General features: G+C 72.2%; 20 protein-coding genes. 8 read left to right on the plus strand and 12 right to left on the minus strand.

Features of this window, described 5'->3' with window-relative positions; genetic code table 11:
- Positions 1–26 precede the first annotated feature (26 nt).
- Positions 27–527, minus strand: coding sequence for a hypothetical protein (locus ABZZ20_RS02595; protein WP_356865911.1), 501 nt, complete (start codon positions 525–527; stop codon positions 27–29).
- 335 nt (positions 528–862) lie between these two features.
- On the opposite strand from ABZZ20_RS02595, the gene ABZZ20_RS02600 reads away from it, so the two are divergent.
- The 3 genes from ABZZ20_RS02600 (at position 863) to ABZZ20_RS02610 (ending at position 3176) form a co-directional block, all read left to right on the plus strand.
- Positions 863–1975, plus strand: a complete 1113-nt coding sequence (locus tag ABZZ20_RS02600; RefSeq protein WP_356865913.1) for an alpha/beta hydrolase-fold protein — start codon at positions 863–865, stop codon at positions 1973–1975.
- 160 nt (positions 1976–2135) lie between these two features.
- Positions 2136–2384, plus strand: a complete 249-nt coding sequence (locus tag ABZZ20_RS02605) for a hypothetical protein (protein WP_356865915.1) — start codon at positions 2136–2138, stop codon at positions 2382–2384.
- Between the two features lie 99 nt (positions 2385–2483).
- The gene (locus tag ABZZ20_RS02610) at positions 2484–3176 is read left to right on the plus strand and encodes an RraA family protein (protein ID WP_356865916.1); all 693 of its coding nucleotides are present in this window, start codon (positions 2484–2486) and stop codon (positions 3174–3176) included.
- Between the two features lie 99 nt (positions 3177–3275).
- On the opposite strand, the gene ABZZ20_RS02615 is transcribed toward ABZZ20_RS02610, so the two are convergent.
- Positions 3276–4799, minus strand: a complete 1524-nt coding sequence (locus ABZZ20_RS02615) for an alpha/beta hydrolase (RefSeq protein ID WP_356865918.1) — start codon at positions 4797–4799, stop codon at positions 3276–3278.
- Positions 4800–5150: 351 nt separating this feature from the next.
- On the opposite strand from ABZZ20_RS02615, the gene ABZZ20_RS02620 reads away from it, so the two are divergent.
- Complete coding sequence (locus ABZZ20_RS02620) at positions 5151–6797, plus strand: AMP-binding protein (RefSeq protein WP_356865920.1); 1647 nt, start codon at positions 5151–5153, stop codon at positions 6795–6797.
- A 47-nt stretch (positions 6798–6844) separates the two neighbouring features.
- Here ABZZ20_RS02620 and ABZZ20_RS02625 read toward each other — a convergent pair whose 3' ends face one another.
- From ABZZ20_RS02625 to ABZZ20_RS02635, 3 genes are all read right to left on the minus strand, one after another.
- Positions 6845–7171 carry a putative quinol monooxygenase gene (locus ABZZ20_RS02625; protein WP_356865922.1) on the minus strand — a complete coding sequence of 109 codons (327 nt, stop codon included), beginning with the start codon at positions 7169–7171 and terminating at the stop codon, positions 6845–6847.
- Positions 7172–7294: 123 nt separating this feature from the next.
- Positions 7295–8056 carry an IclR family transcriptional regulator C-terminal domain-containing protein gene (locus tag ABZZ20_RS02630; RefSeq protein WP_356865924.1) on the minus strand — a complete coding sequence of 254 codons (762 nt, stop codon included), beginning with the start codon at positions 8054–8056 and terminating at the stop codon, positions 7295–7297.
- 183 nt (positions 8057–8239) lie between these two features.
- Positions 8240–9208: a winged helix-turn-helix domain-containing protein gene (locus tag ABZZ20_RS02635; RefSeq protein WP_356866144.1), complete on the minus strand. Its 969-nt coding sequence runs from the start codon at positions 9206–9208 to the stop codon at positions 8240–8242.
- Between the two features lie 111 nt (positions 9209–9319).
- On the opposite strand from ABZZ20_RS02635, the gene ABZZ20_RS02640 reads away from it, so the two are divergent.
- A complete protein-coding gene (locus ABZZ20_RS02640) occupies positions 9320–10228 on the plus strand; it encodes an oxidoreductase (RefSeq protein ID WP_356865925.1) in 909 nt (302 codons plus the stop codon).
- Positions 10229–10246: 18 nt separating this feature from the next.
- On the opposite strand, the gene ABZZ20_RS02645 is transcribed toward ABZZ20_RS02640, so the two are convergent.
- Positions 10247–10999 carry an SDR family oxidoreductase gene (locus ABZZ20_RS02645; protein ID WP_356865927.1) on the minus strand — a complete coding sequence of 251 codons (753 nt, stop codon included), beginning with the start codon at positions 10997–10999 and terminating at the stop codon, positions 10247–10249.
- Positions 10996–11424, minus strand: a complete 429-nt coding sequence (locus ABZZ20_RS02650; protein WP_356865929.1) for a VOC family protein — start codon at positions 11422–11424, stop codon at positions 10996–10998. Before ABZZ20_RS02650 ends, ABZZ20_RS02645 begins: the two co-directional genes overlap by 4 nt.
- A 68-nt stretch (positions 11425–11492) precedes the next feature.
- On the opposite strand from ABZZ20_RS02650, the gene ABZZ20_RS02655 reads away from it, so the two are divergent.
- The gene (locus tag ABZZ20_RS02655; protein ID WP_356865930.1) at positions 11493–12194 is read left to right on the plus strand and encodes a GntR family transcriptional regulator; all 702 of its coding nucleotides are present in this window, start codon (positions 11493–11495) and stop codon (positions 12192–12194) included.
- Between the two features lie 114 nt (positions 12195–12308).
- Here the strand turns inward: ABZZ20_RS02655 and ABZZ20_RS02660 are convergent, their stop codons facing one another.
- The gene (locus tag ABZZ20_RS02660) at positions 12309–12935 is read right to left on the minus strand and encodes a hypothetical protein (RefSeq protein ID WP_356865932.1); all 627 of its coding nucleotides are present in this window, start codon (positions 12933–12935) and stop codon (positions 12309–12311) included.
- A gap of 133 nt (positions 12936–13068) precedes the next feature.
- Here ABZZ20_RS02660 and ABZZ20_RS02665 point away from each other — a divergent pair, with 133 nt between their 5' ends.
- Both ABZZ20_RS02665 and ABZZ20_RS02670 read left to right on the plus strand, forming a co-directional pair.
- Positions 13069–13746: a response regulator transcription factor gene (locus tag ABZZ20_RS02665; RefSeq protein ID WP_356865934.1), complete on the plus strand. Its 678-nt coding sequence runs from the start codon at positions 13069–13071 to the stop codon at positions 13744–13746.
- On the plus strand, positions 13739–15205 hold the full coding sequence (locus ABZZ20_RS02670; protein WP_356865936.1) for a HAMP domain-containing sensor histidine kinase: 1467 nt from the start codon (positions 13739–13741) through the stop codon (positions 15203–15205). Before ABZZ20_RS02665 ends, ABZZ20_RS02670 begins: the two co-directional genes overlap by 8 nt.
- Before the next feature lie 28 nt (positions 15206–15233).
- Here ABZZ20_RS02670 and ABZZ20_RS02675 read toward each other — a convergent pair whose 3' ends face one another.
- From ABZZ20_RS02675 to ABZZ20_RS02690, 4 genes are all read right to left on the minus strand, one after another.
- Positions 15234–15719: a hypothetical protein gene (locus tag ABZZ20_RS02675; protein ID WP_356865938.1), complete on the minus strand. Its 486-nt coding sequence runs from the start codon at positions 15717–15719 to the stop codon at positions 15234–15236.
- Between the two features lie 231 nt (positions 15720–15950).
- Complete coding sequence (locus ABZZ20_RS02680; RefSeq protein WP_356866146.1) at positions 15951–17225, minus strand: serine hydrolase domain-containing protein; 1275 nt, start codon at positions 17223–17225, stop codon at positions 15951–15953.
- A 131-nt stretch (positions 17226–17356) separates the two neighbouring features.
- Positions 17357–18199 carry an NlpC/P60 family protein gene (locus tag ABZZ20_RS02685; RefSeq protein WP_356865940.1) on the minus strand — a complete coding sequence of 281 codons (843 nt, stop codon included), beginning with the start codon at positions 18197–18199 and terminating at the stop codon, positions 17357–17359.
- Positions 18200–18363: 164 nt separating this feature from the next.
- Positions 18364–22224, minus strand: a complete 3861-nt coding sequence (locus tag ABZZ20_RS02690; RefSeq protein WP_356865942.1) for a helix-turn-helix domain-containing protein — start codon at positions 22222–22224, stop codon at positions 18364–18366.
- Positions 22225–22461 lie beyond the last annotated feature (237 nt).

The following is a 22461-nucleotide window of genomic DNA, read 5'->3' on the forward strand; positions in this document are numbered from 1 at the left end:
CACGTACGGCTGCGCTGGGTGCGGGATCAGTGGAACAGCATGGAGGCGTCCCCGGCCGCCGTGGTGACCGAGCCGGGGCAGAGGAAGCTGCCCGAGACCTTGGTCGCGGTAAAGGCCTGGTTGACGTACTTGCGGGTGGTCGCGTCGCGGTTCCACGCGATGTTGGTCGCCTTGTAGCGGCAGGACACGAAGCTCTGCTTGCCCGTGATGTCGATGGCGTCCGTCCTGGCGACGCCGGCGGCGTCGTCGAACGTGAACGCGGGGTCGTTGTTGAGGGTCGCGGTGATGCCGCCGCTGCAGCTCAGGTTGCCGCCCGGCGTGTTGATGGTGGTGCGGTCGACGCTCAGTGCGTCCGGGGGGTTGGCGCTGGTGTGTGCGTTGGTCCACGTGCAGGTGTTGCCGGCGACCACGATCACGCCGTCGAGCCGTTGGTCGGCCGTGGGGCCCAGAGCCGTCGCCGTCGTCGCTCCGGCGACGAGCACGGCTGCTGCCAGGGCGGTCACGCCCGGCCATGTAGAGATCCTCATCCTGTCGCTCCTCTTCGCCATGTCCTCGTGGGGTGTGAAGCGGGGCCTTGGGGGGCCTCGCCGGCGTGCGCCCGGCCGACGGGGGCGGTTTCCGTCAGGTCGGGGGAGAGAGCTTTCGGTACACGCCGGGGAAGGTCCCACAGGGACCTTAAAATGTCAGGCCCATGTCAACGAATTGGCTGGAAGGCTCTGCCCGGGTCGGCGCCTTCCCAACTGGTGCATACGCAGTGGAACGGATTGATCCGTGGTGCTGTCTACCCTGATGCGCACGCACCGCCGGCGCCGCCGGATCCGTTAGGTCTGGGCCGACCCATCGCAGAGAGTTCCGCCGACCCGTGAGTCTCACGAGCAGCACCCTCCTGATAGTCGTCGTACTGGCCACGACATTGGTCTTCACGGCCGCGGTATGGCTGTGGCCAGGCCTTGGAGGCCGCGGTTGGAGGCCGGTACTCGGTCGGGTCGCACTGGTGTTGACGCTACAGGTGCTGCTGCTCGCCTCGATCGGCCTGACGGCCAACCGCTCCTTCCTGATCTACGGTTCCTGGGCGGACCTGGCCGGCAAGCAGCAGGCGGCGCCCGCCGCGGGCCGGGGCGCGCCGAGCGGCCCGTTCGTACGGCTCCTCGGACGGCAGCCGACGGAGGTGCGCGGCGGCGCGACACCCCATGTGGGTGGTCAGATCGAGAAGGTCCTGGTGCAGGGCGAGCGGTCCAAAGCCGTCACCCCGGCCTACGTGTACCTGCCGCCGGAGTACTTCCAGAAGGGGAACGAGAACAAGAAGTTCCCGGCCACCGTCGTGCTCACCGGATACCCGGGGACGGAGGAGAACCTGCTGGGGCCGCTTCCGTACCCGAAGACGGCGTGGACGCTCGCCAAGCAGAAGAAGATGCCCCCGATGATCCTGGTGATGATGCGACCCGCGATCGTGCCCAACCGCAACACCCAGTGCATCGACGTCCCGGGCGGCCCGCTCAGCGAGACCTTCTTCGCCACGGACCTCCCCAAGGCGATCGGCGGCGCCTACCGCATCGGCGCCGGGCCCTCGAACTGGGCCATCATGGGTGATTCCACCGGCGGCTACTGCGCCCTGAAGGTCGCCTTGCAGCACCCGGAGAGCTACGCGGCCGGGGTGGGGCTGTCGGCGGACTACAAGCCGGAGATCGACCGGTACTCCGGTGACCTGTTCCACGGGAACAATGCCGAGGAGAAACGATCCGACCTGCTGTGGAGCCTGGACAACCTGCCGCAGGGCAAGACCTCCCTGCTGGTGACCACCTCGCTCCAGGGGGAGGAGAACTACAAGCCGACGCAGAAGTTCATCGAGAAGGTGAAGGCACCGGCGCGCATCTCGTCGATCACCCTCGACCACGGCGGGCACAACTTCAACACGTGGCGACGGGAGATCCCGCCCACACTGCAGTGGATCGGCAGCCGCCTCGGCACCGAGTGACCTGCGGTCCGTCCCCCGTTCCCCCCGTCCCGCCTGTCCTGCCTGTCCCGCCCGTGGCGCGCGGCCCGGCCTCCCGGCACCGACCGGTAGCGGTCCCCGATGGCGGACGGGGCTGATCCGTCCGGATGCGGCCCCGTCCGTCCCGGCGGAGGCTGGGCCCATGCACCGTGCGCCGATCCTCGTCCATCCGATCGCCCCGGCCGGTGGCCGCCGGGTCTCCCTGCGCGTCGAAGGGCAGGACGCGATCCTGGGCCTCGCCTTCAGCGACGCCGACGTGATCGAGTTCCTGCGCCGGGCCGGCGTGCCCGATCCTGACGAAGTGGTCCTCGGCGAGCCGACGCTGGTCGAATGGCAGGGCGACGAGCCGCACGCCTACGAAGCGGAGCCCTCGGACACCGACATCCCGTGACGGCGAACTCCGTAGCCCCCACCCCCGGGCGGCCGGGAAGGCACCATGGACGGGGGCGGCTGACCCAAGCCGTCCGTTCGGGAGAGAAGGGGAGACGGCATGCTGAAGGCCTTCGCCGACCTGTCCACGCCGCTCGTGGCCGATGCCTGCCTCCGTGTCGGCGTGCCGCTGCGCGTCGCACCGCCCGGCATCCGCGCGGTCCTGCCGGTACAGCGGGTCGCGGGACGCGTGCTTCCGGTGCGCCACTACGGCAGCGTCGACGTGTTCCTGGAGGCCTACGGCCTGGCCGAGCCGGGTGACGTCCTGGTCATCGACAACAGCGGCCGGTCGGACGAGGCGTGCGTGGGGGACCTGACCGCGCTGGAGGCCGGGACGGCGGGGGTGGCGGGTCTTGTGGTGTGGGGCCTGCACCGCGACACCCCGGAGCTGGCCGAGATCGGCCTCCCGGTGTTCAGCTACGGGAGCAACCCGGCCGGGCCGGTACGGCTGGACGAACGCGAGCCCGAGGCGCTGGTGACGGCGCGCTTCGGGCCGCACCTGGTGGGACGGGAGGACTTCGTCTTCGGTGACGCCGACGGCGTGCTGTTCGTCGCCGCCGACCGGGTCGAGGAGGTACTGGAGAGCGCGCGCCGGATCCACGAGACCGAGCGGGAGCAGGCTCGCCGCATCCGTGCGGGTGACACCCTGCGCAGCCAGACGGCCTTCGAGGACTACATGGTCCTGCGCGAGGCCGACCCCGAGTACACCTTCCGCCAGCACCTGCGCCGGATCGGCGGCGCCATCGAGGAGTGACGGCGCCGCCGTACCCACGCCGCCGCCGTACTCGCGAGGCCCCCGCCCACGGCGCCGCCGTACCACCGCGGGGGCGGGACGGTCACCCGATGGAGCCGGTCACGGCTGCGGCGCCGGGCAGGTGGTGTCCCCGGCGGGCAGGGCCCCGTCCAGCAGGTAGGCCTCGACGTGGGCGTCGACGCAGGCGTTGTGGTTCTGGAACTGGCCGTGGTCGCCGCCCTCGACGGTGACCAGACGCGACCCGGCCAGCCCGCGGTGGGCGCGTACCGCGGCCTCGTAGTACGTCGCCGGGTCGTTCTTGGAGTTGAGCATCAGCACCGGGGGCAGGCCCTCGCCCGTGACCTCGATGCGCGGCGCCTTCGAGCGCGGCCAGCTCGCGCAGATCGAGGCGAAGGTCAACTCCCTGGCCCCGGCGAGCGGGTAGCTGCGCGTGGCCTCGGCGCTCTGCTTCACCCAGGAGCCGATGTCACGGTTCCACGGGGTGTCGCCGCAGGTGACCGTGAAGAAGTCGGCGGCGAAGTCGGCACGCATGGGGTGCGCGAACTGCTGGGCGACGGCCTTCCTCGTCTCCGCGGGCGCCCGGTCCGGATGCTCCAGGAAGCCGAGGAGCGAGGCGAGAGCGGCGAACCGGTCCGTGTTGTACAGGGCGTCCGTGGTGGCCGCGTCGAGGTGGTTGGGCGTGATGACCGTTCCTTCCACGTCCAGCGGCTGCTCGTGCAGCGCGGCTCGCAGCCGCTCGTAACCGGCCCGCGCCTCCTCGGGGGTGCGGCCCCGGTGGTACGTGGCGTCGTTCTTCGCCAGCCAGGGCAGGAAGTCCTGCTCGAACCGGCGCTGGAAGCTCATCGGTTGTCCCGTGAGGAACGATTGCCAGTCCCCGGTGAAGTCGATGTTGCTGTCGAGCACGACCCGCTCCACGCTGCGGGGGAACTCCGTTGCGTAGAAGGCCCCGAGGAAGGTGGCGTAGGACGGCCCGTAGTACGAGACCTTCTCCACCCCGAGCAACTGCCGGTACAGGTCCATGTCGTGGACGGCCTGATCGGTGGTGATGTACGGAAGCAGTCCGCCGGACGCCGTCCGGCAGTCCCGTACGAAGTCACGCGCGCGTTCGACGGTCTGCCGGACCGCTGCCGTGGACCGGTCGCGCAGATCGGCGCTGGCGAAGAGGGCGTCTACCTTGCTCTGGTCCGAGCAGACCACCCGGGTACTCGCCCCCACACCGCGCTGGTCGAAGCCGACGATGTCGTACGCCTGCGCCAACTTCGGGCTGTACGCGGCGAGACGGGCCGGCCGGGGGAGTCCCGAGGCCCCGGGGCCGCCGGCCGCCGTCATGAGTACGCCCCGGCGCTTGGCCGGGTCCGCCGCCCGGCGGCGCGACACCTCGATGCTGAGGCTCGGTCCCGCGTCCGGGTGGTACCAGTCGCGCGGTACGGACATCGAGGCGCATTCCAGGGCGCCGTCCGCGCAGGTCCGCCAGTCGAGTACCTGGTGCCGGTAGCGGCCTGGTACCGGCGGGGTGGCGCCCGGAGCCGCGGCGTTTGCCGCGCCGGTGGGCAGGGCCGCCGCGGCGAGCATGCCGCAGGCGGCGGCCGCGAGCCAGCGTGCGGGCTTCTTGAACACGTGCATGTCTGATCTCCCCCTGGGGGCCGGTCGGTCGCCTTGATCGTCCCGTGCCGGCCCCCCGCCCCTCGATACCACTGCCATCCAGATCGCAGGTGGCAGTAGTGCCACCCCGGCGGTGACGCACGCACCCGGACCCGGACCCGCGCCCGTCACCGCCACGGACCCGGCGAGCGGGCTCACGGCCACCGCAGCGATCCCGGCCCGGGTCGCGGGCTGCCTGCACTGAACCCCCGCTCCCCGAACCCTTGGGTTCTCGGGTTCGTCGCGGGGGTGTTCTGCCGTGCGGACGGTGGGGATCATGAGGAGGCGCCGGCCCGCCGGGCCCCGCCTCGCCATCGAGTCCAGGAGGTACGTGTGTCTGCGTCATCGAGCTATGCGTCCGGGGTGTTCGAAGTGCCGCTGCTGGGCGACACGATCGGCGAGAACCTGGACCGCACCGTCCGCCGGTTCCCCGACCGTGACGCCCTCGTGGACATCGCCGCCGGACGGCGGTGGACCTACGCGGAGCTCGCCGCCGACGTGGACGCCCTCGCGCTGGGACTGCTGGACCTGGGCATCGTCAAGGGGGACCGGGTCGGCATCTGGGCCCCCAACCGTGCCGAGTGGACGCTCGTGCAGTACGCCACCGCGAAGATCGGGGCGATCCTCGTGACCGTCAACCCCGCCTACCGCTCGCACGAGGTGGAGTACGTCCTGCAGCAGTCCGGGATCCGGTTGTTGGTCGCGGCGGAGCGCTTCAAGACCTCCGACTACGCGGGGATGATCGAGGAGGTCGGGCCCCGCTGCCCGGACCTGGAGTTCACGGTCCTGCTGGACGGACCGCAGTGGACGTCCCTATTGGAGCGGGGCCGCCGGGGCGAGCCGGCCGACCTGGTCCGGGCGGGTTCCGAGCTGAGCCCCGACGATCCGGTCAACATCCAGTACACCTCGGGAACCACCGGCTTCCCCAAAGGGGCGACCCTCTCGCACCACAACATCCTCAACAACGGCTTCTTCGTGGGCGAGTTGTGCCACTACACGGAGCGGGACCGGGTCTGCATCCCGGTGCCGTTCTACCACTGCTTCGGCATGGTGATGGGCAACCTCGCGTGCACCAGTCACGGCGCGGCGATGGTCATCCCGGCGCCGTCCTTCGACCCGGAGGCCACCTTGGCCGCGGTCGCGGCCGAGTCGTGCACCTCCCTGTACGGGGTCCCCACCATGTTCATCGCCGAGTTGGCCGCCCCCGGCTTCGACGCGTACGACCTCTCCAGCCTGCGCACCGGGATCATGGCGGGCTCGCCCTGCCCCGTCGAGGTGATGAAGGAGGTCATCGACCGGATGGGCATGCGCGAGGTGTCCATCTGTTACGGGATGACGGAGACCTCGCCGGTGTCGACACAGACCCGCTCCGACGACTCGATCGAACGCCGGGTGTCCACGGTGGGCCGCGTTGGACCGCACCTGGAGGTCAAGGTGGTCGATCCGCAGTCCGGGCGGACCGTGCCCCGCGGCGAACCGGGGGAGCTGTGCACCCGCGGCTACTCGGTCATGCTCGGCTACTGGGGCGAGCCGGAGCGGACCGCCGAGGCGGTCGACGCGGCACGCTGGATGCACACCGGTGACCTGGCGGTGATGGACGAGGACGGGTACCTGAGCATCACCGGCCGCATCAAGGACATGGTGATCCGCGGCGGGGAGAACGTGTACCCGCGGGAGGTCGAGGAGTTCCTGCACACCCACCCGGACGTCCTGGACGTGCAGGTCATCGGCGTACCCGACGCCAAGTACGGGGAGGAACTGATGGCGTGGGTGCGGATGCGCGAGGGCGCCGAGCCGCTCACCGCGGCCGCCGTCCGCGCGTACTGCGACGGACGGCTGGCCCACTTCAAGATCCCGCGGTACGTGCACGTCGTGGAGGAGTTCCCCATGACGGTCACCGGCAAGATCCGCAAGATCGAGATGCGCGAGACGGCAGCCCGCCTGCTGGATCCCACAGTGCGGGCCTCGTCGCCGGAGTAACGCCGGGCGGGTGGGACGTCGACGACGGGGCCCGGGACCAGAGGGGATCAGCTACGGGGAGACAGCTCGGCCATGGCGTTCCAGCCCTGGCCGGGCACCTCTACGTGGATGATCTCCGGCGTGCTGGCGATGGCCCCGGCCAGGGTCTCCATACCGGCCTTGAAGTGCTCGGACGCGACGTGCGCGGCGCCCGCCTCGGCGTCGGCGAAGCCCTCCAGGAGCGTGTACTTGTGGGGGTCGTCGACGCTGCGCGTCCAGTCGTAGAAGAGGTTGCCCGGCTCGTTGCGGGTGGCCCGGGTGAAGTCGTCGACGATCGTGAGCCAGTTGTCGCTGTACTCCGGACGGACGTCGAACCTGACGGCGATGAAGATCATGCGTACCAGACTGGCAGCCCGCCGCGGGCTGCGCACCCCCATCGGGCCGGATTCCGGCAGCGTCGGAAAACCAGCCCGGCAGGGGGCAGGGGGCAGGTGGCAGGTGAAGGCAGGTGGCAGGCGTCAGGCACAGTGCGCGGCGGCCTGTGCGAGCGCGGCGCGGATCTCCTGCGGGCGCCGGCGGAACTCCTCGCTCGGCAGCGACACCGAGAGGGCGTGCACCACGTCGCCGTCGCCGTCGCCGTCACCGTCGCGGTGGCGCCTGCGCGGCAGTGTGACGGCGAGGCAGGTGTACGCGGGATCGGCCTCCCCGACCGAGAGGGCGAAGCCCTCCCCGCGGACCCGGGACAGCTCCGCCTCGAAGAGTTCGGCGCTGGTGATGGTGGCCCCGGTCAGGCGGGCCATCCCGTGCTCGGTCAGATACCGTCGGCGGGCCGCCCGGGGCAGCTCGGCGAGCAGCGCCTTGCCGTGCGCGGTGGCGTGGGCACGGGTCTCCTTCCCGGGGGCGAACGGGTTCGCCGCGTCCGTGACCGGCGCGGTCGTGTCGACGACGGTGATCAGTCCGCCGCGGTAGGCGGTGTAGTATGCCTCGGCACCGGTGGCGCGGCGCAGCCCGGCCAGTAGATCGGTCATGCGCGGGGCGGGTTCCAGATGCTGGAGCAGGCTTCGGTGCAGGCCGGGGATGCGCGGTCCCAACACGTACCCCCGTGCCGTGCGCACGAGGTAGCCGCGGTCGGTGAGCGGGGCCAGGAGGTGGTACACGGTGGACAGCGAGCAGGCCGTCCGACGTGCCAGCGCCTTGGCAGTGACCGGCCCGGCCGCGTCGGCGACGGCGTCGAGGACCGCCAGCGCGCGGTCGACGGACTGCGGGCCGTTGGACGCCATGGTGGGTTCCCCCGAGGTGGTGATGGAGCGGGCGGCACGAGCCTACGGTGCGCCGGCCCGCCCGCCGGAACCGAGGCCGCGGCGTTGTCGTACGCGCCCTCGCGGCGTAGCAGGACCACGGTCCGCGAGTCCCCGGCGGTCGGGCCGCCGGGCCGTGCGGTCGGCGGCCCGCCCGGTCGGGCGTCACGTCGAGGACGGGTCCGGGCCGCAGGCGGCGAGCAGGGCCTCGGCGACGGAGGTGCGGGCGTACAGTACCGAGCGGCCGGCCCGGTGCGGGCTGACCAGGCCCGCGTCGCGCAGCGCGGTCAGGTTCTGGGACACCCCGGCTGCCGAGAGCCCGGTGCGGTGGGCCAGTTCGGTGGTGGAGGCGGGCGCCTCCAGTTCCGTCAGCAGCCGGGTCCGTGAACGGCCGAGTACGGCGGCGAGGGCTTCGGCCCCGGGGACGGGCGGCCGGGACGCCCACAGCACGCCGACCCCGCGCGCGGGGTAGGCCAGCTGCGGCGGATCCGGCGGCGTCATCCGGGTGAGCAGCCCCGGTCCGAGGAACGCCGAGGGAACCAGCAGCAGCCCCGTGCCCGCGCTCTCCCGGGACAGGGGCCGGGTCCGGCGCAGCAGCCGCAGCGCGTTGTCGTCCCACTGCACGGCGCTGTGCAGTTCGTTGAAGAGCCGGCCGGCGCCCTGCTCGGCGGCCTGCCGGGCCCGGTGGAAGACGTCCGCGTCGAGCACGGAGCGGATCCGCGCCCAGTAGGGGGCGAGCGCCAACTCCCAGTAGGCCTCGATCTCCTGCGCCACCCGTGGCAGGCGGGCCTGAGGCTGGGCGTGCAGGGACTGTGCGCGGGGGCCGAGTGGGCCCTGGTGGTAGCGCAGGTGGTCCAGGTTGCGGCGGACCTGCTCGGCGGGGGCGGCCAGGACCCCGATCAGCTCCGCCGCCAGAACGGGGGCAGGACCGGAGGGCGCCGGGTTCAGGAAGTGCGGAACGTACCCCGAGGGCGGGATCAGCTCGGCGAGCCAGCCCCGGTCCAGTCCGGCGGCTGCGACCCGGGGCCGTACCTGCTCCACCCAGGGCCGGTGCACGGGGCTCGCGGAACCGGCGTTCAGCAGTCGCCGGAAGCTGGTCACCACCTCCCACAAGGGCGAGACCGCGAACCGCATCTGTGCCAGATCACTCGCCGAGAACGCCAACTCCGCCAGGACGACCACCTCTTGGATTCACCCATGTTCGAATCAGTGGTCGCGAGCCTACCGCGCGGAGATCATTCCGGCATGACCTCTCAGACGATCACCGCAGCGGCATCGGGCACGTGGAAACTCGGCGACCTGGAAGTGAATCGGATCGGCTTCGGCGCGATGCGCCTGACCCAGAACGGCGCCGCTTTCGCCGCCGGCGCCGCCCCGAGCGACCGCGGCCGGGCGATCGGCGTGCTGCGGCGCGCCGTCGAACTCGGCGTGAACCACATCGACACCGCCGCCTTCTACTTCTCGCCGCTGCGCTCCGCCAACGAGCTGATCAACCAGGCACTGGCCCCCTACCGGGACGACCTCGTCATCACCACCAAGGTGGGCCCCGGCCGGGGCCCCTCGGGGGAATGGCTGCCGCACGCCACCCCGGAGCAACTGCGCGGCCAGGTCGAGGAGAACCTGCGCCAGCTGGGCCGTGACCACCTCGACGTGGTGAACCTGCGCATCGTGGGCACCGATTCGATCGCCGAGCGCTTCGGCGCACTGGCCGACCTGCGCACAGCCGGGCTCATCCGGCACCTGGGCATCTCCAACGTACGGCCCGAACACCTCGCCGAGGCCCGGGCGATCGCGCCGGTGGTCTGCGTACAGAACCAGTACGGGCTCGGCGCCCAGCTCGAACAGGAGGCCTTCCTGCGCACCTGCGGCGAGCAGGGCGTGGCGTTCGTGCCGTTCTACGCGATCGCCGGCGCGGGTCGTACGGAGGGTGCCGGCGGCTCCGAGCCCGCGCAGCTGCTCGCCGTCGCACGGGCCCACGGGGTGAGCCCGGCGCAGGTCCGGCTGGCCTGGACGCTGCACCGCGGGCCGCACGTCCTGGCCATCCCCGGAACCGGTAACCCGGACCACCTCACCGCCAACGTGGCCGCCGGCGCGTTGAACCTGTCCGCCGAGGACCTCGCCGTGCTGGACGCCCTCCACTCCGGTGGCGCGTGAGGGGAGCGCTGCGGGGGATCATGTGCGCAGGTAGGAGGCTCCGTTGACATCCAGGACCGTCCCCGAGGACCAGATCGCCTCGGGCGAGGCCAGGTAGAGGACTGCCGAGGCGATCTCCTCCGGTGCGGCGACCCGGCCGAACGGGCTCTGGGCGGCGATCTGTTGACCCTCCGCTGAGGCGAGGCGATCCGCGACCCGCTCGGTGGCCACGAATCCAGGCGCCACCGAGGCGACGGCGATCCCGTGGGGCGCGAGAGATACCGCAAGCGACTGGCCGAACGCGTGCAGGGCGGCCTTCGTGGCCCCGTACGCCGGATGGTCGGGCTCACCGCGGAAGGCGCCGCGCGAGCCGACGTTCACGATGCGTCCGGCCCGCCCTTCGGCGATCATCCGGCGAGCCGCGCAGTAGCTGGTGTTGACGGCCCCGAAGAGGTTGACCGCGGCCGTGCGCTGCCATGCCTCCTGCCACTGGGCGTACGGGGTGCTGGGCAGCGGGTGCCGGATCATCACCGCGGCGTTGTTCACCAGCACGTCCACGCCGCCGAGCCCCTCGGCCGCCTCGTCCACGAGGGCCTCGACCCGCTCGGGGTCGGTGAGGTCACCCTCGACTAGCAGGTGACTGTCCCCGGCCAGTCCGGCGAGGGTCTCCTGCGCATCGGACCGCCGGGTCGAACAGTGGACCGCGACGCGGTCGCCCTGCCGGGCGAAGGCGGTCGCGACCGCGCGCCCGATGCCCCGTGACGCCCCGGTGACCAGCACGCCCCGGCTCATCGCGCGAACACCTGTGCCTCGTCCGCGAACGCCTTGAACTCCAGTGCGTTGCCGGCAGGGTCGTGCAGGAACGTCGTCCACTGCTCCGCCGGCTGGCCGGCGAAGCGCACACCGGGCTCGATCACGAAGGCGGTGCCGGCCGCACGCAACCGCTCCACCAGCGCATGGAAGGCCGGCACCGTCAGCAGCAGGCCGAAGTGCGGTACGGGAACCCTGTGCCCGTCGACCAGGCCGTGCGGGGTGGCGCCGGGCGCAGGGGCCCGCTCGGCATCGAGGTGGGTCACCAGCTGGTGTCCGTGGAAATCCCAATCGACCCAGGAATCCGTGGAACGCCCCTCCGCGAGACCGAGCACACCTCCGTAGAACCGTCGCGCCTCGGTCAGGTCGTCCACGGGAACCGCGAGATGGAAGCCGGGGCGGCTCATCCGAGTCTCCTTCCGTTCGGTTCCCCGACTTTGACTCGACACATGTCCTAATGTCAACATTGGGACTTATGGACAACACGGGGCTCACGCCCGTCGGTAGGGCCCAGCGCAGGGGCCTGGCCGACGAAGCCGCAGACCGCATCCGAGAGGCGATCCTCGCCGGAGGGTTTCCGCCCGGAGCGCCGCTGCGCGAGGTCGACCTCGCGGCGTCGCTGGACATCAGCAGGGGCTCGGTGCGGGAGGGGCTGGCCGTGCTCGCGCGCGAAGGGTTGATCCGCAGCGCCTGGCACCGGGGTACGAAGGTCATCGACGTGACGCCGGAAGAGGCGCAGGAGCTCTATGCGGTCCGGGCGGCGCTCGAACGGCTCGCCGCGCGCCTCGCCGCCGAACGTGCCACCGCGGCGGACGCCGCCGGGCTGGACGCGATGGTCGACGCGATGGCGGCGGAGCTCGCGCACGGCGCGGACGGTCCCCGGCTGCTCGCTCTCGACCTCGACTTCCACGACCGGATCTACCGGCTCGCGGGCAACCGCCGCCTGTACGACGGCTGGGAGGGCATCCGCTCGCAGGTCCATCTGTACCAGCTGACCCGCGTGCGGCTCGGCTACGACGGCTACCGCGCGGCCGTCGTCGAAGAACACCGCGAGCTGGTGCGGCTCCTGCGGGAAAGCGACGGAGACGCGTTGCAGCGGGCCGCGGAGGAACATGTGCTGTCGGCGTGCGAAGTGCTGTGCCGACGGCTCGGCACGGCGGTTGAGCGTCCGGCGTAACCACCGGCCCACGCCCGCCGCGCCGTCCGTCCGGCGGTTCGCCGCGTCCGCCCCGTCCGTCCGGGGTTCCGCCACGGCGGGCCGGGGTTCAGCCGTGGGAGCCGCCGCGCAGGGTCAGCGGGGGATGTGCGGGGCGGTCTTGGCGGCGGGCGTGTTGCCGGTGACCGTGCCGTCGGCGCCGGCCAGCGTCACGGCGTGCCGGACCCCGTCGGGCCCCAGGACCACAGCCAGCCACGCGCTGCCGCCGCCCTCCTGGGGAACGGCCCGCAGCGATTCGACCTTGCCGCCCTCCACGGCGCCCACCGCCTTCTCCAGGGCCTGCGCCGCAGGCAGCGCGGGCAGCGGCACCGGGGCCTTCGCGGCACCCTGCGCCCGGCGCTCCGGTCCCGGTCCGCGACCCGGCCAGGCCCGATCGCCGTCGACGATCTCCGGCTTGCCGCCCATGTGCTGCTTCATGCCCATCCGACCGTCCGCCGGCTTCTCGCCGCGGCCGTGCCCGAGCTCCCCGGCGGCGAACCTGCCCCGGACGACGTGCTCCCTGTGCTCGTGCGCGACCGCCACCACTGCCGCCCCGCCGCCGATCGCGACGACCACCCCGAGGGCCACCCATCGCGTACGCCCCTCGCGGGTCAACCGGACCAGTCGGCTGCGGCTCCCCACCGCCGTACCGGTAGCGTCGGCCTTCGCCTCGCCCGGGCCGCCCGCGGGCGGCCCGGGCGGCTGGGGACTGGACTGAGTCATCTGACTGCTCCTCGCGTTCTCCGGGCAGGCTGCCCGACTCGGCAGATCCTGCGTGCCGGATGCTGAAGCTCCGCTGAAGGCACCTGAAGACCTCTTCAGCAACCCGCCGGGGCGACCTGAGAACCTTGTCCCCATGCGCGTACTGGTGGTCGAGGACGAACGACGGCTCGCCGCGGCCCTGCAACGGGGTCTGCAGGCCGAGGGCTTCTCCGTGGACGTCGCCCACGACGGCCCGCAGGGCCTGTGGCTGGCCGGCGAACACGACTACGACGCCATCGTGCTGGACATCATGCTGCCCGGCCTCAACGGCTACCGGGTCTGTGCCCGGCTGCGCGCGAACGGCTGCGAATCGGGGATCTTGATGCTCACCGCCAAGGACGGCGAGTACGACGAGGCGGAGGCACTCGACACCGGCGCGGACGATTTCCTCTCCAAGCCGTTCTCCTACGTGGTCCTGGTCGCCCGGCTGCGCGCCCTCATCCGGCGCACCGGCCGCCGTAGCCCGCAGATCATGGAGTTCGGAGACCTGGTCGTCGACCCGGCCCGGCAGCGGTGCACCCGCGCCGGGACCGAGGCCCGGCTGACCTCGCGCGAGTTCGCGGTCCTCGTCCACCTGGCGCGGCGGGCCGGGGAGGTCGTACCCAAGCGGGAGATATTGGAGAACGTCTGGGACGCCGCGTACGAGGGCGACCTGAACGTCGTCGAGGTCCACGTCAGCGCCCTGCGACGGAAGATCGACGCCCCGTTCGGCCGGTCCGCGGTGGAGACCGTCCGGGGCGCGGGCTACCGTTTGGCGGCCGACGGTGGCTGAACCGCACGGCGGTCGGGTCACCAGCAAGACCCCCGGTCGGGTCCCCGGTCGGGTCCGCGGCCGAGTTCCCCGGCAGCTCCCCGCCCGCCTCCGCCACGTCGCGCAGCGGTTGCGGCCCCGCTCCGTCCGGGCCCGGGCCACGCTCGGCGCCTCCACCGTGGTGGCCCTGGCACTCGGTGCCGCCTCCTTCGCCCTGCTCGGGATGCTGGACGGCAACCTGATGCGCAACGCCCAGGCCGACGCCGAACGGCAGGCCCTCGCCACCGCCGGGCTCGCGGCCACGGGCCGGCTCGACACCGTACTGACACCCGGCCGCGGGACGGACTTCCTCCAGGTGATCGACGCCCGGGGCCACGTCCTGGCGGCGAGCCCCAACCTCCTCGGCCGTCCCGCCCTCTCCCCGTCCCGCCCGGGGAAACCCGGCACGGTCCGCGACACCTGGAAGGAGGGCCCGGCACGTGGCGGACGGCGCCACCGCGTCGTCCAGGTCACCACCGTCACGGGCGAGGGACTGGTCACCGTCCTCGCGGGGACCTCCCTGCGCGAGGCCGACGCCGCGGACGACTTCGTCACGGGCGCGCTGGCCGTCGGGGTCCCGCTGCTCGTGCTCACCGTAGCCCTGGTCACCTGGCGGGTGACCGGCTGGGCGCTGCGCCCCGTGGAGGCGATCCGTGCCGAAGTCGCCGAGATCAGCGACCGGGACCTGCACCGCCGGGTTCCCGTTCCGCACAGCCAGGACGAGATCGCCCGGCTCGCCGTCACCATGAACAGCACCTTGGACCGGCTGGAAGCCGCAGGAATCCGTCAGCGCCGGTTCATCGCCGACGCCTCGCACGAGCTGCGCAGCCCGATCACCGTGCTGCGCACCCAGCTGGAGGTCGCCCAGGCCCACCCCGATCCGGCGCTCTGGGGCGAGTTGGTCAGCGGGGCCCTGGAGGACACCGTACGACTCCAGGACCTCGCCGCCGACCTGCTCCTGCTGGCCCGCCTGGACACCGGGGAACCGCCGCCCGACGGCGCGGTCGATCTCGCGGACGTCGCCCGGGAAGCGGCCCGGTCGCGCAGGCAGGACCGGGTTCCCGTCGCCGTGGAGATCGCCCCCGAGGCCGTCGTGCGCGGCAGTACGCTCTGGCTCACCCGACTCGTCACCAATCTGCTCGACAACGCGCAGCGACACGCCGACGGGTGGGTCGGGATCGTGCTGCGCCTCGACGAGGCCACGAACACGGCCGTACTGGAGGTCCGCGACGACGGGCCCGGCATCCCGGCCGCGGACCGCGAGCGGGTCTTCGAGCGGTTCACCCGCCTCGACGACGCCCGTAGCCGCGACGAGGGCGGGACGGGCCTGGGCCTGGCCATAGCCCGTGACATCGCCGGGCGGTTGGGCGGGTCCCTCACCGTCGAGGATGCGCCGACCGGGGCCCGGCTGGTGGCCCGGCTCCCGCTGGACACGGCCTGAGCCGTGCGGTCGTGGACCCGCCTCCGCACTACTTGATCAGGTAGGTGCAGCCCTTCGAGTTCTTTCCGCCCTCGTTGTCCGCGACCTTCTTGCCGTCGACCTTGATGGTGCACGGGGCCTGCTGGAGCGAGCCGTCGGCCGCCTTGACCGAGCCGGGGACGACGTTGACGAGGTAGCCCACCTTCTGTTCCGCAGCGGTGAGTTCGACCGTCTCCGTCTTCTTCCACGGCAGCGTCTGCTGCTCGAAGCCGCTGCTGTCGGCGTGGTACATGACCTGCGTCTGGCCCTGGCCCTCGACCTCCAGGGTCACCTCGTGGGCCGCCCCGCCCTTCGCCCTGCCCTTCGCGTCGGCCGTGGCGCCGGAAGAGGCGCTCTGTGAGGCCGCCGGCTTCGCGGCGTCGCTGCTCGGCGTGGACTTCGCCTTGCCGTCCGCGTTACCCCCATCGCTTCCGCAGCCCGTCAGCAGCGCGGCCGCCGCGACGAGCAGGGTCACTCCGGTAACTGTCTTGCGCATGTTCCCCGTTCCTTGCCTTGCGTGTTCCCCATGAAGGGAACGGACGTCCGGAGATCCAATCACACCGGTGTCACCCGGACGGTGTGACGGGCCGTACCCCCCGCCCGGAGCGCGCGGACCCTCCGACCGTGCGGCCCGGTACGGCCCGACCGCCCCGTTCGTGGAGGGCCGCGGCCCGGGACGTCCGGGCGGACGGCAGTCGCAACATGCGGCTGCCGTCCGCCCAGGTAGTCAGCGTGCGTTGCGCTCCGGAAGGTCGGTCTCGGCCGGCGCCGCGGTCAGCGGCGGGATCAGGGCGAAGCTGCGCTGCGTGGCGGTGGGGGCGGCCGGTGTCTTCTTGCCGCAGAACGCACCTTCGAGCGTGCCGCCCAGGGCGGTGTTCGCCTCGCCCTTGTTCGAGGTGTTCGCCACCGCGGCGAGGCTGCGCTTTCCGTCACGGGTGGCGAAGGCGTAGGTGTAGAAGCCCTGGACCGTGCCCGTGTGCCCGTACACCGAGGTGCCGCACGAGAGGTCGTAGCGGCGCAGGCCCAGACCGTAGAAGCGGGTGTTCGTGGCGTCGGTCGGGGTCATGGTGAGCATGGCGTCCAGCATGCGCGGGGCCAGCAGCTTGCCCCCGAGCAGCGCGGACATGAAGGTGTTGAGGTCGGCGGCGTTCGAGATCATCGCACCTGCGGACTGCGCCCAGGACACAGTCTGTTCGGTGGAGTCGACCAGGGGAGCCCCCGCCTCGTCCGGGTGGAGGTAGCCGTGGAGGTGCGCACCCTTGATCGCGGCGGACGGGTGCACGTAGGACGTGTTCTTCAGCCGCAGGGGCTTGATGATGCGCCGGTCGTACTCCTTGGCCACAGCGTTCCCGGTGGCCTTCTCGATGAGCATGCCGACGACCACGAAATTGGTGTTGGAGTACTTGTACGCCACCCCCGGCTCGGTGGTCCTCGGTTCGCGCAGCGAGAGGGCGACCAGCTCCTGGTAGGTGAAGACCTTGTTCCGCACGGCCTCGAAACCGGGCACGGTGTGCTCGAACATGACGTTCGTGTAGTCCGCCAACCCACTGCGGTGGGTGAGCAGGTGACGCACCGTGATTCGGTCGTCGGGCAGTAGCCCGGGCAGGTACTCGTTGACCGGGGCGTCCAGGCTCAGCTTGCCCTCGTCCACCAGCTGCAGCAGGACGACCGAGGAGAACGACTTGGTGACGCTGCCGATCCGGAAACGGCCCTGGAGGTTCATGGGTGCACCCGTGGTCCGGTCCTGCACGCCCACCGCGCTGGTCAGCGGGGCTCCGGAACCAGTGATGCGGACCATCGCGCCCGGAGCCCCGACCGCGGTGGTGTTCTTCAACGCCTGGGTCACAGCGTCGAGATCGGGCGTGGCCGCAGCCTGCGCGGTGGTCTGTGCCGCCGGGGCGGAGAACGGGCTCGCCGCTGCGTGGGCGGCGGTTGCCGGCACCACACCGGCCACCACGGCGAGCAGGGCGGCACTGAGAGTCAGGCGTCGGTCGAGAGGCAGGCGCACGTTGGTCCTCAACTGCAGAGTACGGGAAGGATTTAAGGGTCGCGGACGCACCCCTGGTGGGGCGATCAAGGCCGGGACTTTGCGATCGTATGTCCTCATCGGCCGTAAACGGTGCGCGTGTTGCCTCAGAATGTGCAGGTAGGGACGTTTTCCAGCCATGCGGGTCCCTGGATGTAGATGTTGGTGAGCCACGCCCCGTAGTCGGGAAGGTACGACCAGGCGTCGTTCGTGTAGCCGTCGGACGTGACCGTCTCCGCGTGCTTCTGGCACTCGACGCGGATCGTCGTCGGCCCGGGGAGGGCGTAGACGCGTGCGGCCGTGGTCGAGGGCTGTACCTTCGTCCAGACGCCGGTGCCCCAGGTCCGCACGACGTGGCCCGTCACCGGACCCGGGTCGATCCGCACCGCCCCGTAGTAGTCCCCGTTCAACCGGACGTCGCTGACCATGAGTTTCGTGCCGGACTGCCTGGCCTCCACCATCTTGCCCGCGCCCAGGTAGATCGCGATGTGGTGCAGGTCCTGGGAGGTGCCCCACACCAGCAGGTCGCCGGGCAGCAGTGGGGCGAGACCCTGGGCCGCGGTGAAGCGCCCGGCAGCGCGGTGCGTGTAGAACTGTGCGCTGGCGACACCGTCCAGCACGTCCGACCCGGCGGCCTGTGCGTAGGCGTACCGCACCAGCCCCGAGCAGTCGAACCCGAGCCGCTCCGGATCGTGCTCGCTGGCCGGATCGGTGGGGTCCACCTGCCCGTAGGTGGGGCCGGGTTGTGGACCGTGGCCGCCGCCCCACGTGTACCAGACGTCGGCGGCGACCTGTGCGCAGGCCGCGCCGACGGCGCGCTCGGCCGCGTCGGACGCCCCCGGGGCCAGGACCCGGCACGGACCGTCGGCGGGCGCCGCCGACGTGGGCGTCCACAGGATGCAGACCAGGAGCGCGACGAGCGCGCCGATGAGACCGTACCGGCGAAGCATGCGGGATCCTCGATTCTCTGGGGGTGCCGAAGAGCCGTGACGAGGGCGGCCGTTGGCGGGTGGGCACACGGACGAGCCTGCGGGCCGCGGACCCGGCACGTCGAGGTCCGTGCCTCACCCCGTCCGGACGGGCAACGGGAAACCCCCTGGGAAACCCCCGCGGATCAGCGCTCTTGCGCACAGCGCGCCGCGGATTCCCGCGGCCGGGGCGCACCGCTGCCCGCGCGCATCCGGCAGAGTTCCGCCATCCGCGTCCCGGGGTCCGGGTTCCACAGGCGCACCGTTCCGTCGTTGCTGCTGCTGGCGACCGTCCGCCCGTCGGGGGAGAAGGTGACGCCCCAGACCGCACTGGTGTGACCCGTCAGGGCGGCCCACAGCCGCCGCCCGGCCACGTCCCACAGCCGCACCGTACGGTCGTTCCCGCTACTGGCCAGCGTCCGGCCGTCGGGGGAGAAGGCGATGGCGCGGGCGGACCCGATGTGGCCGGCGAGCACCGCCTCGGGCTCGTACCGCCGGGCGTCCCACAGACGTACGGTGCCGTCGTTGCCGCTGCTGGCCAGCGTCCGCCCGTTCGGACCGAAGGCGACCGCCCGGACCGCCCCCGCGTGACCGGTGAGTGTGGCCAGCGGCCGGCGCCCGGCCACGTCCCACAGACGTACGGTCAGATCGTCGCCGGCGCTCGCAAGGGTGTGGCCGTCGGGGCTGAACACGACGTCGTTCGCGAAGTCCGTGTGGCCCGTGAGCGTGGCCAGGGGGGTGCGGGAGGCCAGGTCCCACAGGCGGACCGTCCGGTCGGAGCCGGCGGAGGCGAGCGTCCGCCCGTCGGGCGAGAAGACCACGCTGAAGACGGTTCCCTCGTGACCGGTGAGCGTGCTCAGGGGAGTGCGGGAGGCCACGTCCCACAGGCGGACCGAACCGTCGGAGCCGGCGGAGGCGAGCGTCCGCCCGTCGGGGGAAAAGGCCACCGCGAACACGCTCTCGGTGTGGCCCGCGAACGTCGCCACCACCCGCCGCCCGGCCACGTCCCACAGCAGTACCGTGTGATCGGCGTCAGCGGTGGCCAGCAGCTTTCCGTCCGGGCTGTACGCGGCGTGCCAGATCTCGGTGAACGGGCGCGAGGTCAGCACCGGCCCGCGCAGATCCCACAGCACCACCGATTGGTCGAAAGCAGCGGTGGCCAGCAGCGAGCCGCCCGCATCCACGGCGACCGCGAGCACGTAGTCGGTATGTCCGGAAAACGTCGAGGCCAGCCGGCCGCTGCGGACGTCCCACAGCCGTGTGGTGCCGTCGCCGCCGGCGCTGATGACCGTCGTGCCGTCCGGGGTGTAGGCGACGGCGTTGATGTCGTCGTTGTGCCCCGTCAAGGTCGCGGTCGCGCGGTGGTCGGCCACGTCCCACAGGCGTACCGTCCGGTCGACGCCGCCGGAGGCCACCGTCCGTCCGTCCGGGGCGAAGGCCACCCCGAGCACCTCGCCGGTGTGCCCCTGGAGTACGGCGAGCGGACGGGCCCGCACCGGGTCCCACAGCCGTACGGTCCGGTCGGTGCCCGCAGAGACCAGCGTCCTGCCGTCCGGCGCGTACGCCAGCGCGTTGACCCTCCCGGTGTGGCCGACCAGGGTCGCCACGGCGGGCCGGTCGCCCGAGGGGTCCCACAACTGCACCGTCCCGTCGGCGGCCGCGACGGCGAGCGTGTGCCCGTCGGGTGCGAAGGCCACGGCCCGGGCGTCCGTCGTCTGCGCGGGGAGTACCGCGGTGCCGTGGCCTGCCGTGTCCCACAGCCGTACCGGACCGTCGGTGGACGTCGCCGCGAGGGTCCGGCCGTCGGGGCCGAAGGCGACGGACCGCACCCGGCCGGCCGTGGTGAGGGTCGCGGTCGTCCGCCGGTCGGCCACCCGGCGCAGCAGCACCTTCCCGTCGGAACCCGCCGTCGCCAGCAGCCGGCCGTCCGGGGCGAACGCCACCGCATTGACCGGCCCGCTGTGCCCGCGCAGGCGCGCGAGGAACGACTGCGCCTGCGTGCTCAGCAGAGCCCCCCGGGCCTGCGGAGTCGCCTCGGTCCGGTACGCCTCCTCGGCGAGCCGCATCGAAGGTTCGGGCTGACCGGCCGCTAGGGAGGTGGACTGCGCGGCCAGGGCCTGCGAACGGGCGACGCGCCCCTGGTCGAGCGCGTCCGTCCGCTGCCCGTACGCCAGCGCGCCGGCGGTCAGGGCCAGGCCCAGCAGGACGACGAGCATGGCCAGCATCCGCTGCTGTAGCCGGACCTGGCGCCTGGCCTGCGTGCGCCGGGCGTCCTGCGCGGCCTGACTCGCGCGGAGGAAGTCCGCCTCCGCAGGGCTGAGCCTGCTCCTGCCGTCGAGGTCGTCGACCCAGGATCGGGCGGTTTCCAGACGGGTCCCGCGGTACAGGGCGGACGGATCGCGGCCCTCGCGCTCCCATTCCTCGGTGGCGTCGGCCAGTTGTCGGTGGACCAGCAGGCCGTCCCGGTCGGCGTGGATCCAGCCGCGCAGCCGGGGCCAGGCGTGCAGCAGGGCCTCGTGGGTGATCTCGACGGTGTCGCTGTCCAGGGTGATCAGTCGGGCCCGGACGAACGCGTCGAGGGCCGCCGTGGCCCGGCCCGTCCCGCCCGACTGCTCCATCAGGGCGGACCGGCTCATCCGCCGCCGCGTCGCTCCCGCGCCGTCGGCGACGTGGACCAGCGCCACGAGGATGCGCCGGATCGTCCGCTGCTCGGCCGGGTACAGGCGGGCGAACACGCTCTCGGCCGTGTGCGCGACCGCCCCTTGGATACCACCCGTGTACTCGTAGCCCGCGACGGTCAGGCTGGCCCCCTCGCGCCGCTGCCAGGTGGCCATCAGCGCGTGGGACACCAGCGGCAGCGCACTGCACGGCGTGTCACCCGGCCCCGCCGCAGGGGTGGTCGTGCCGGGCTCCTCGCGCAAGCCGGCATCCCGTAGCAGCAGGGGGACCAGGCCGGGTTCGAGGGTGAGCCCGGCGAGCTGCGCCGGGCGCGTGATCGACTCCCGCAGCTCCGCCACGGACATCGGGGGGAGGACGAACAGTCCGTCGACGAGGACCGGGGCCAGGTCGGGAAGGTCCAGGCAGCTGCCGGTGAAATCGGCCCGCACGCTGAGCACCACTACGGCGGGGTCGTGGCTCGTCGGCCCGGGCCGCGTCGTGGCGAGGGCGCGGAGCAGCCGTACGAAGTCGCGGCGCTCCTCCTCGTCGGAGCAGAGGGTGAAAATTTCCTCGAACTGGTCGACGATCAATACCGGCCGGACGGTGGGGGGTTGGTCCCCGACCCGCTCCGGGGTGTCGTCCGCCGGGCCGTGTACGGCTTCGAGGAGTCGCTCGGGCCGCTCCCGCACCTCCCGTACGGTGACGCCGAGATCGCCGCCCAGCACCTTCGCCGTGCGGTCCAGCAGCTCCTGCAAAGGGTGCGCGGTCGGGGTGAACCGTACGACGGGCCATCGGTCGGCGTCGGCCGTCGGGAAGCCCCCGCGGCGCCGCAGGGCCGGTACGAGACCTGCGCTGAGCAGGGAGGACTTGCCGGCTCCGGACCGGCCGACGAGCATCAGCGGGCCATTGCCGATCCGTTCGAAGACCCGCTCGACCAGGGCGGCCGTCACCCGGTCCCGGCCGAAGAACCGGTCCGCGTCCTGCGGGGTGAAGGCGGCGAGCCCCCGATAGGGGCATTCGCCCGCCGACTGCGGCGCAGTCGACGGCGGCACGGACGGCACGGACGGCAGTCGGAGGCCGGCCCCGGCCCCGGTCACCGAACCGGCCGGCGAGCAGGGGGCCGATGCCGCCCGGGCCTTGGGGGCCTCCGTCTCCTGGACGAGCCGTAAGAGGGCGCCCTCTGCTTCCAGCACCCGGTCGCAGCGCAGCGCCACGTCGAGGGTGACGCGCTTGGCACCGGTCTCGATCTTGCTCAGGTAGCCCTTGCTGTAGTGAGTCTGCCGGGCCAGGTCGGCCAGTGACAGGCCGCGCCGCACCCGAAGTCGCCTCAACTGCACGGGGAAGGACACGGCGGAGCCGTCGGTGGCTTCGGATGGATCGTGCTGATGACCGGTGTTCCGTCCGCGGTCCGGGTTCCCCACGGCATCCCCCATGGCACGGTGCGCCCAGGTTGTGAGATGGAAGGTCCCAGGTTACAGCGGGGGTCGGACCGCCGAGTGCGCGTCATATCGTGCGTGGCGGAAAACAGCGCAGAACGGCAGACTTCCGGAGCCGCCGGGCGGCGGATCCGGAAGGCAGTGCGAACG

It is taken from the genome of Streptomyces sp. NPDC006430, from assembly GCF_040612395.1.
Classification (GTDB): Bacteria; Actinomycetota; Actinomycetes; order Streptomycetales; family Streptomycetaceae; genus Streptomyces.

What these genes read in the sequence shown, in the direction of transcription:
- ABZZ20_RS02595 (WP_356865911.1), bottom strand. Translation starts at nt 527, where the DNA reads ATGAGGATCTCTACATGGCCGGGCGTGACCGCCCTGGCAGCAGCCGTG.
- ABZZ20_RS02605 (WP_356865915.1), top strand. Translation starts at nt 2,136, where the DNA reads ATGCACCGTGCGCCGATCCTCGTCCATCCGATCGCCCCGGCCGGTGGC.
- ABZZ20_RS02610 (WP_356865916.1), top strand. Translation starts at nt 2,484, where the DNA reads ATGCTGAAGGCCTTCGCCGACCTGTCCACGCCGCTCGTGGCCGATGCC.
- ABZZ20_RS02615 (WP_356865918.1), bottom strand. Translation starts at nt 4,799, where the DNA reads ATGCACGTGTTCAAGAAGCCCGCACGCTGGCTCGCGGCCGCCGCCTGC.
- ABZZ20_RS02625 (WP_356865922.1), bottom strand. Translation starts at nt 7,171, where the DNA reads ATGATCTTCATCGCCGTCAGGTTCGACGTCCGTCCGGAGTACAGCGAC.
- ABZZ20_RS02630 (WP_356865924.1), bottom strand. Translation starts at nt 8,056, where the DNA reads ATGGCGTCCAACGGCCCGCAGTCCGTCGACCGCGCGCTGGCGGTCCTC.
- ABZZ20_RS02635 (WP_356866144.1), bottom strand. Translation starts at nt 9,208, where the DNA reads ATGCGGTTCGCGGTCTCGCCCTTGTGGGAGGTGGTGACCAGCTTCCGG.
- ABZZ20_RS02640 (WP_356865925.1), top strand. Translation starts at nt 9,320, where the DNA reads ATGACCTCTCAGACGATCACCGCAGCGGCATCGGGCACGTGGAAACTC.
- ABZZ20_RS02645 (WP_356865927.1), bottom strand. Translation starts at nt 10,999, where the DNA reads ATGAGCCGGGGCGTGCTGGTCACCGGGGCGTCACGGGGCATCGGGCGC.
- ABZZ20_RS02650 (WP_356865929.1), bottom strand. Translation starts at nt 11,424, where the DNA reads ATGAGCCGCCCCGGCTTCCATCTCGCGGTTCCCGTGGACGACCTGACC.
- ABZZ20_RS02655 (WP_356865930.1), top strand. Translation starts at nt 11,493, where the DNA reads ATGGACAACACGGGGCTCACGCCCGTCGGTAGGGCCCAGCGCAGGGGC.
- ABZZ20_RS02660 (WP_356865932.1), bottom strand. Translation starts at nt 12,935, where the DNA reads ATGACTCAGTCCAGTCCCCAGCCGCCCGGGCCGCCCGCGGGCGGCCCG.
- ABZZ20_RS02665 (WP_356865934.1), top strand. Translation starts at nt 13,069, where the DNA reads ATGCGCGTACTGGTGGTCGAGGACGAACGACGGCTCGCCGCGGCCCTG.
- ABZZ20_RS02675 (WP_356865938.1), bottom strand. Translation starts at nt 15,719, where the DNA reads ATGCGCAAGACAGTTACCGGAGTGACCCTGCTCGTCGCGGCGGCCGCG.
- ABZZ20_RS02685 (WP_356865940.1), bottom strand. Translation starts at nt 18,199, where the DNA reads ATGCTTCGCCGGTACGGTCTCATCGGCGCGCTCGTCGCGCTCCTGGTC.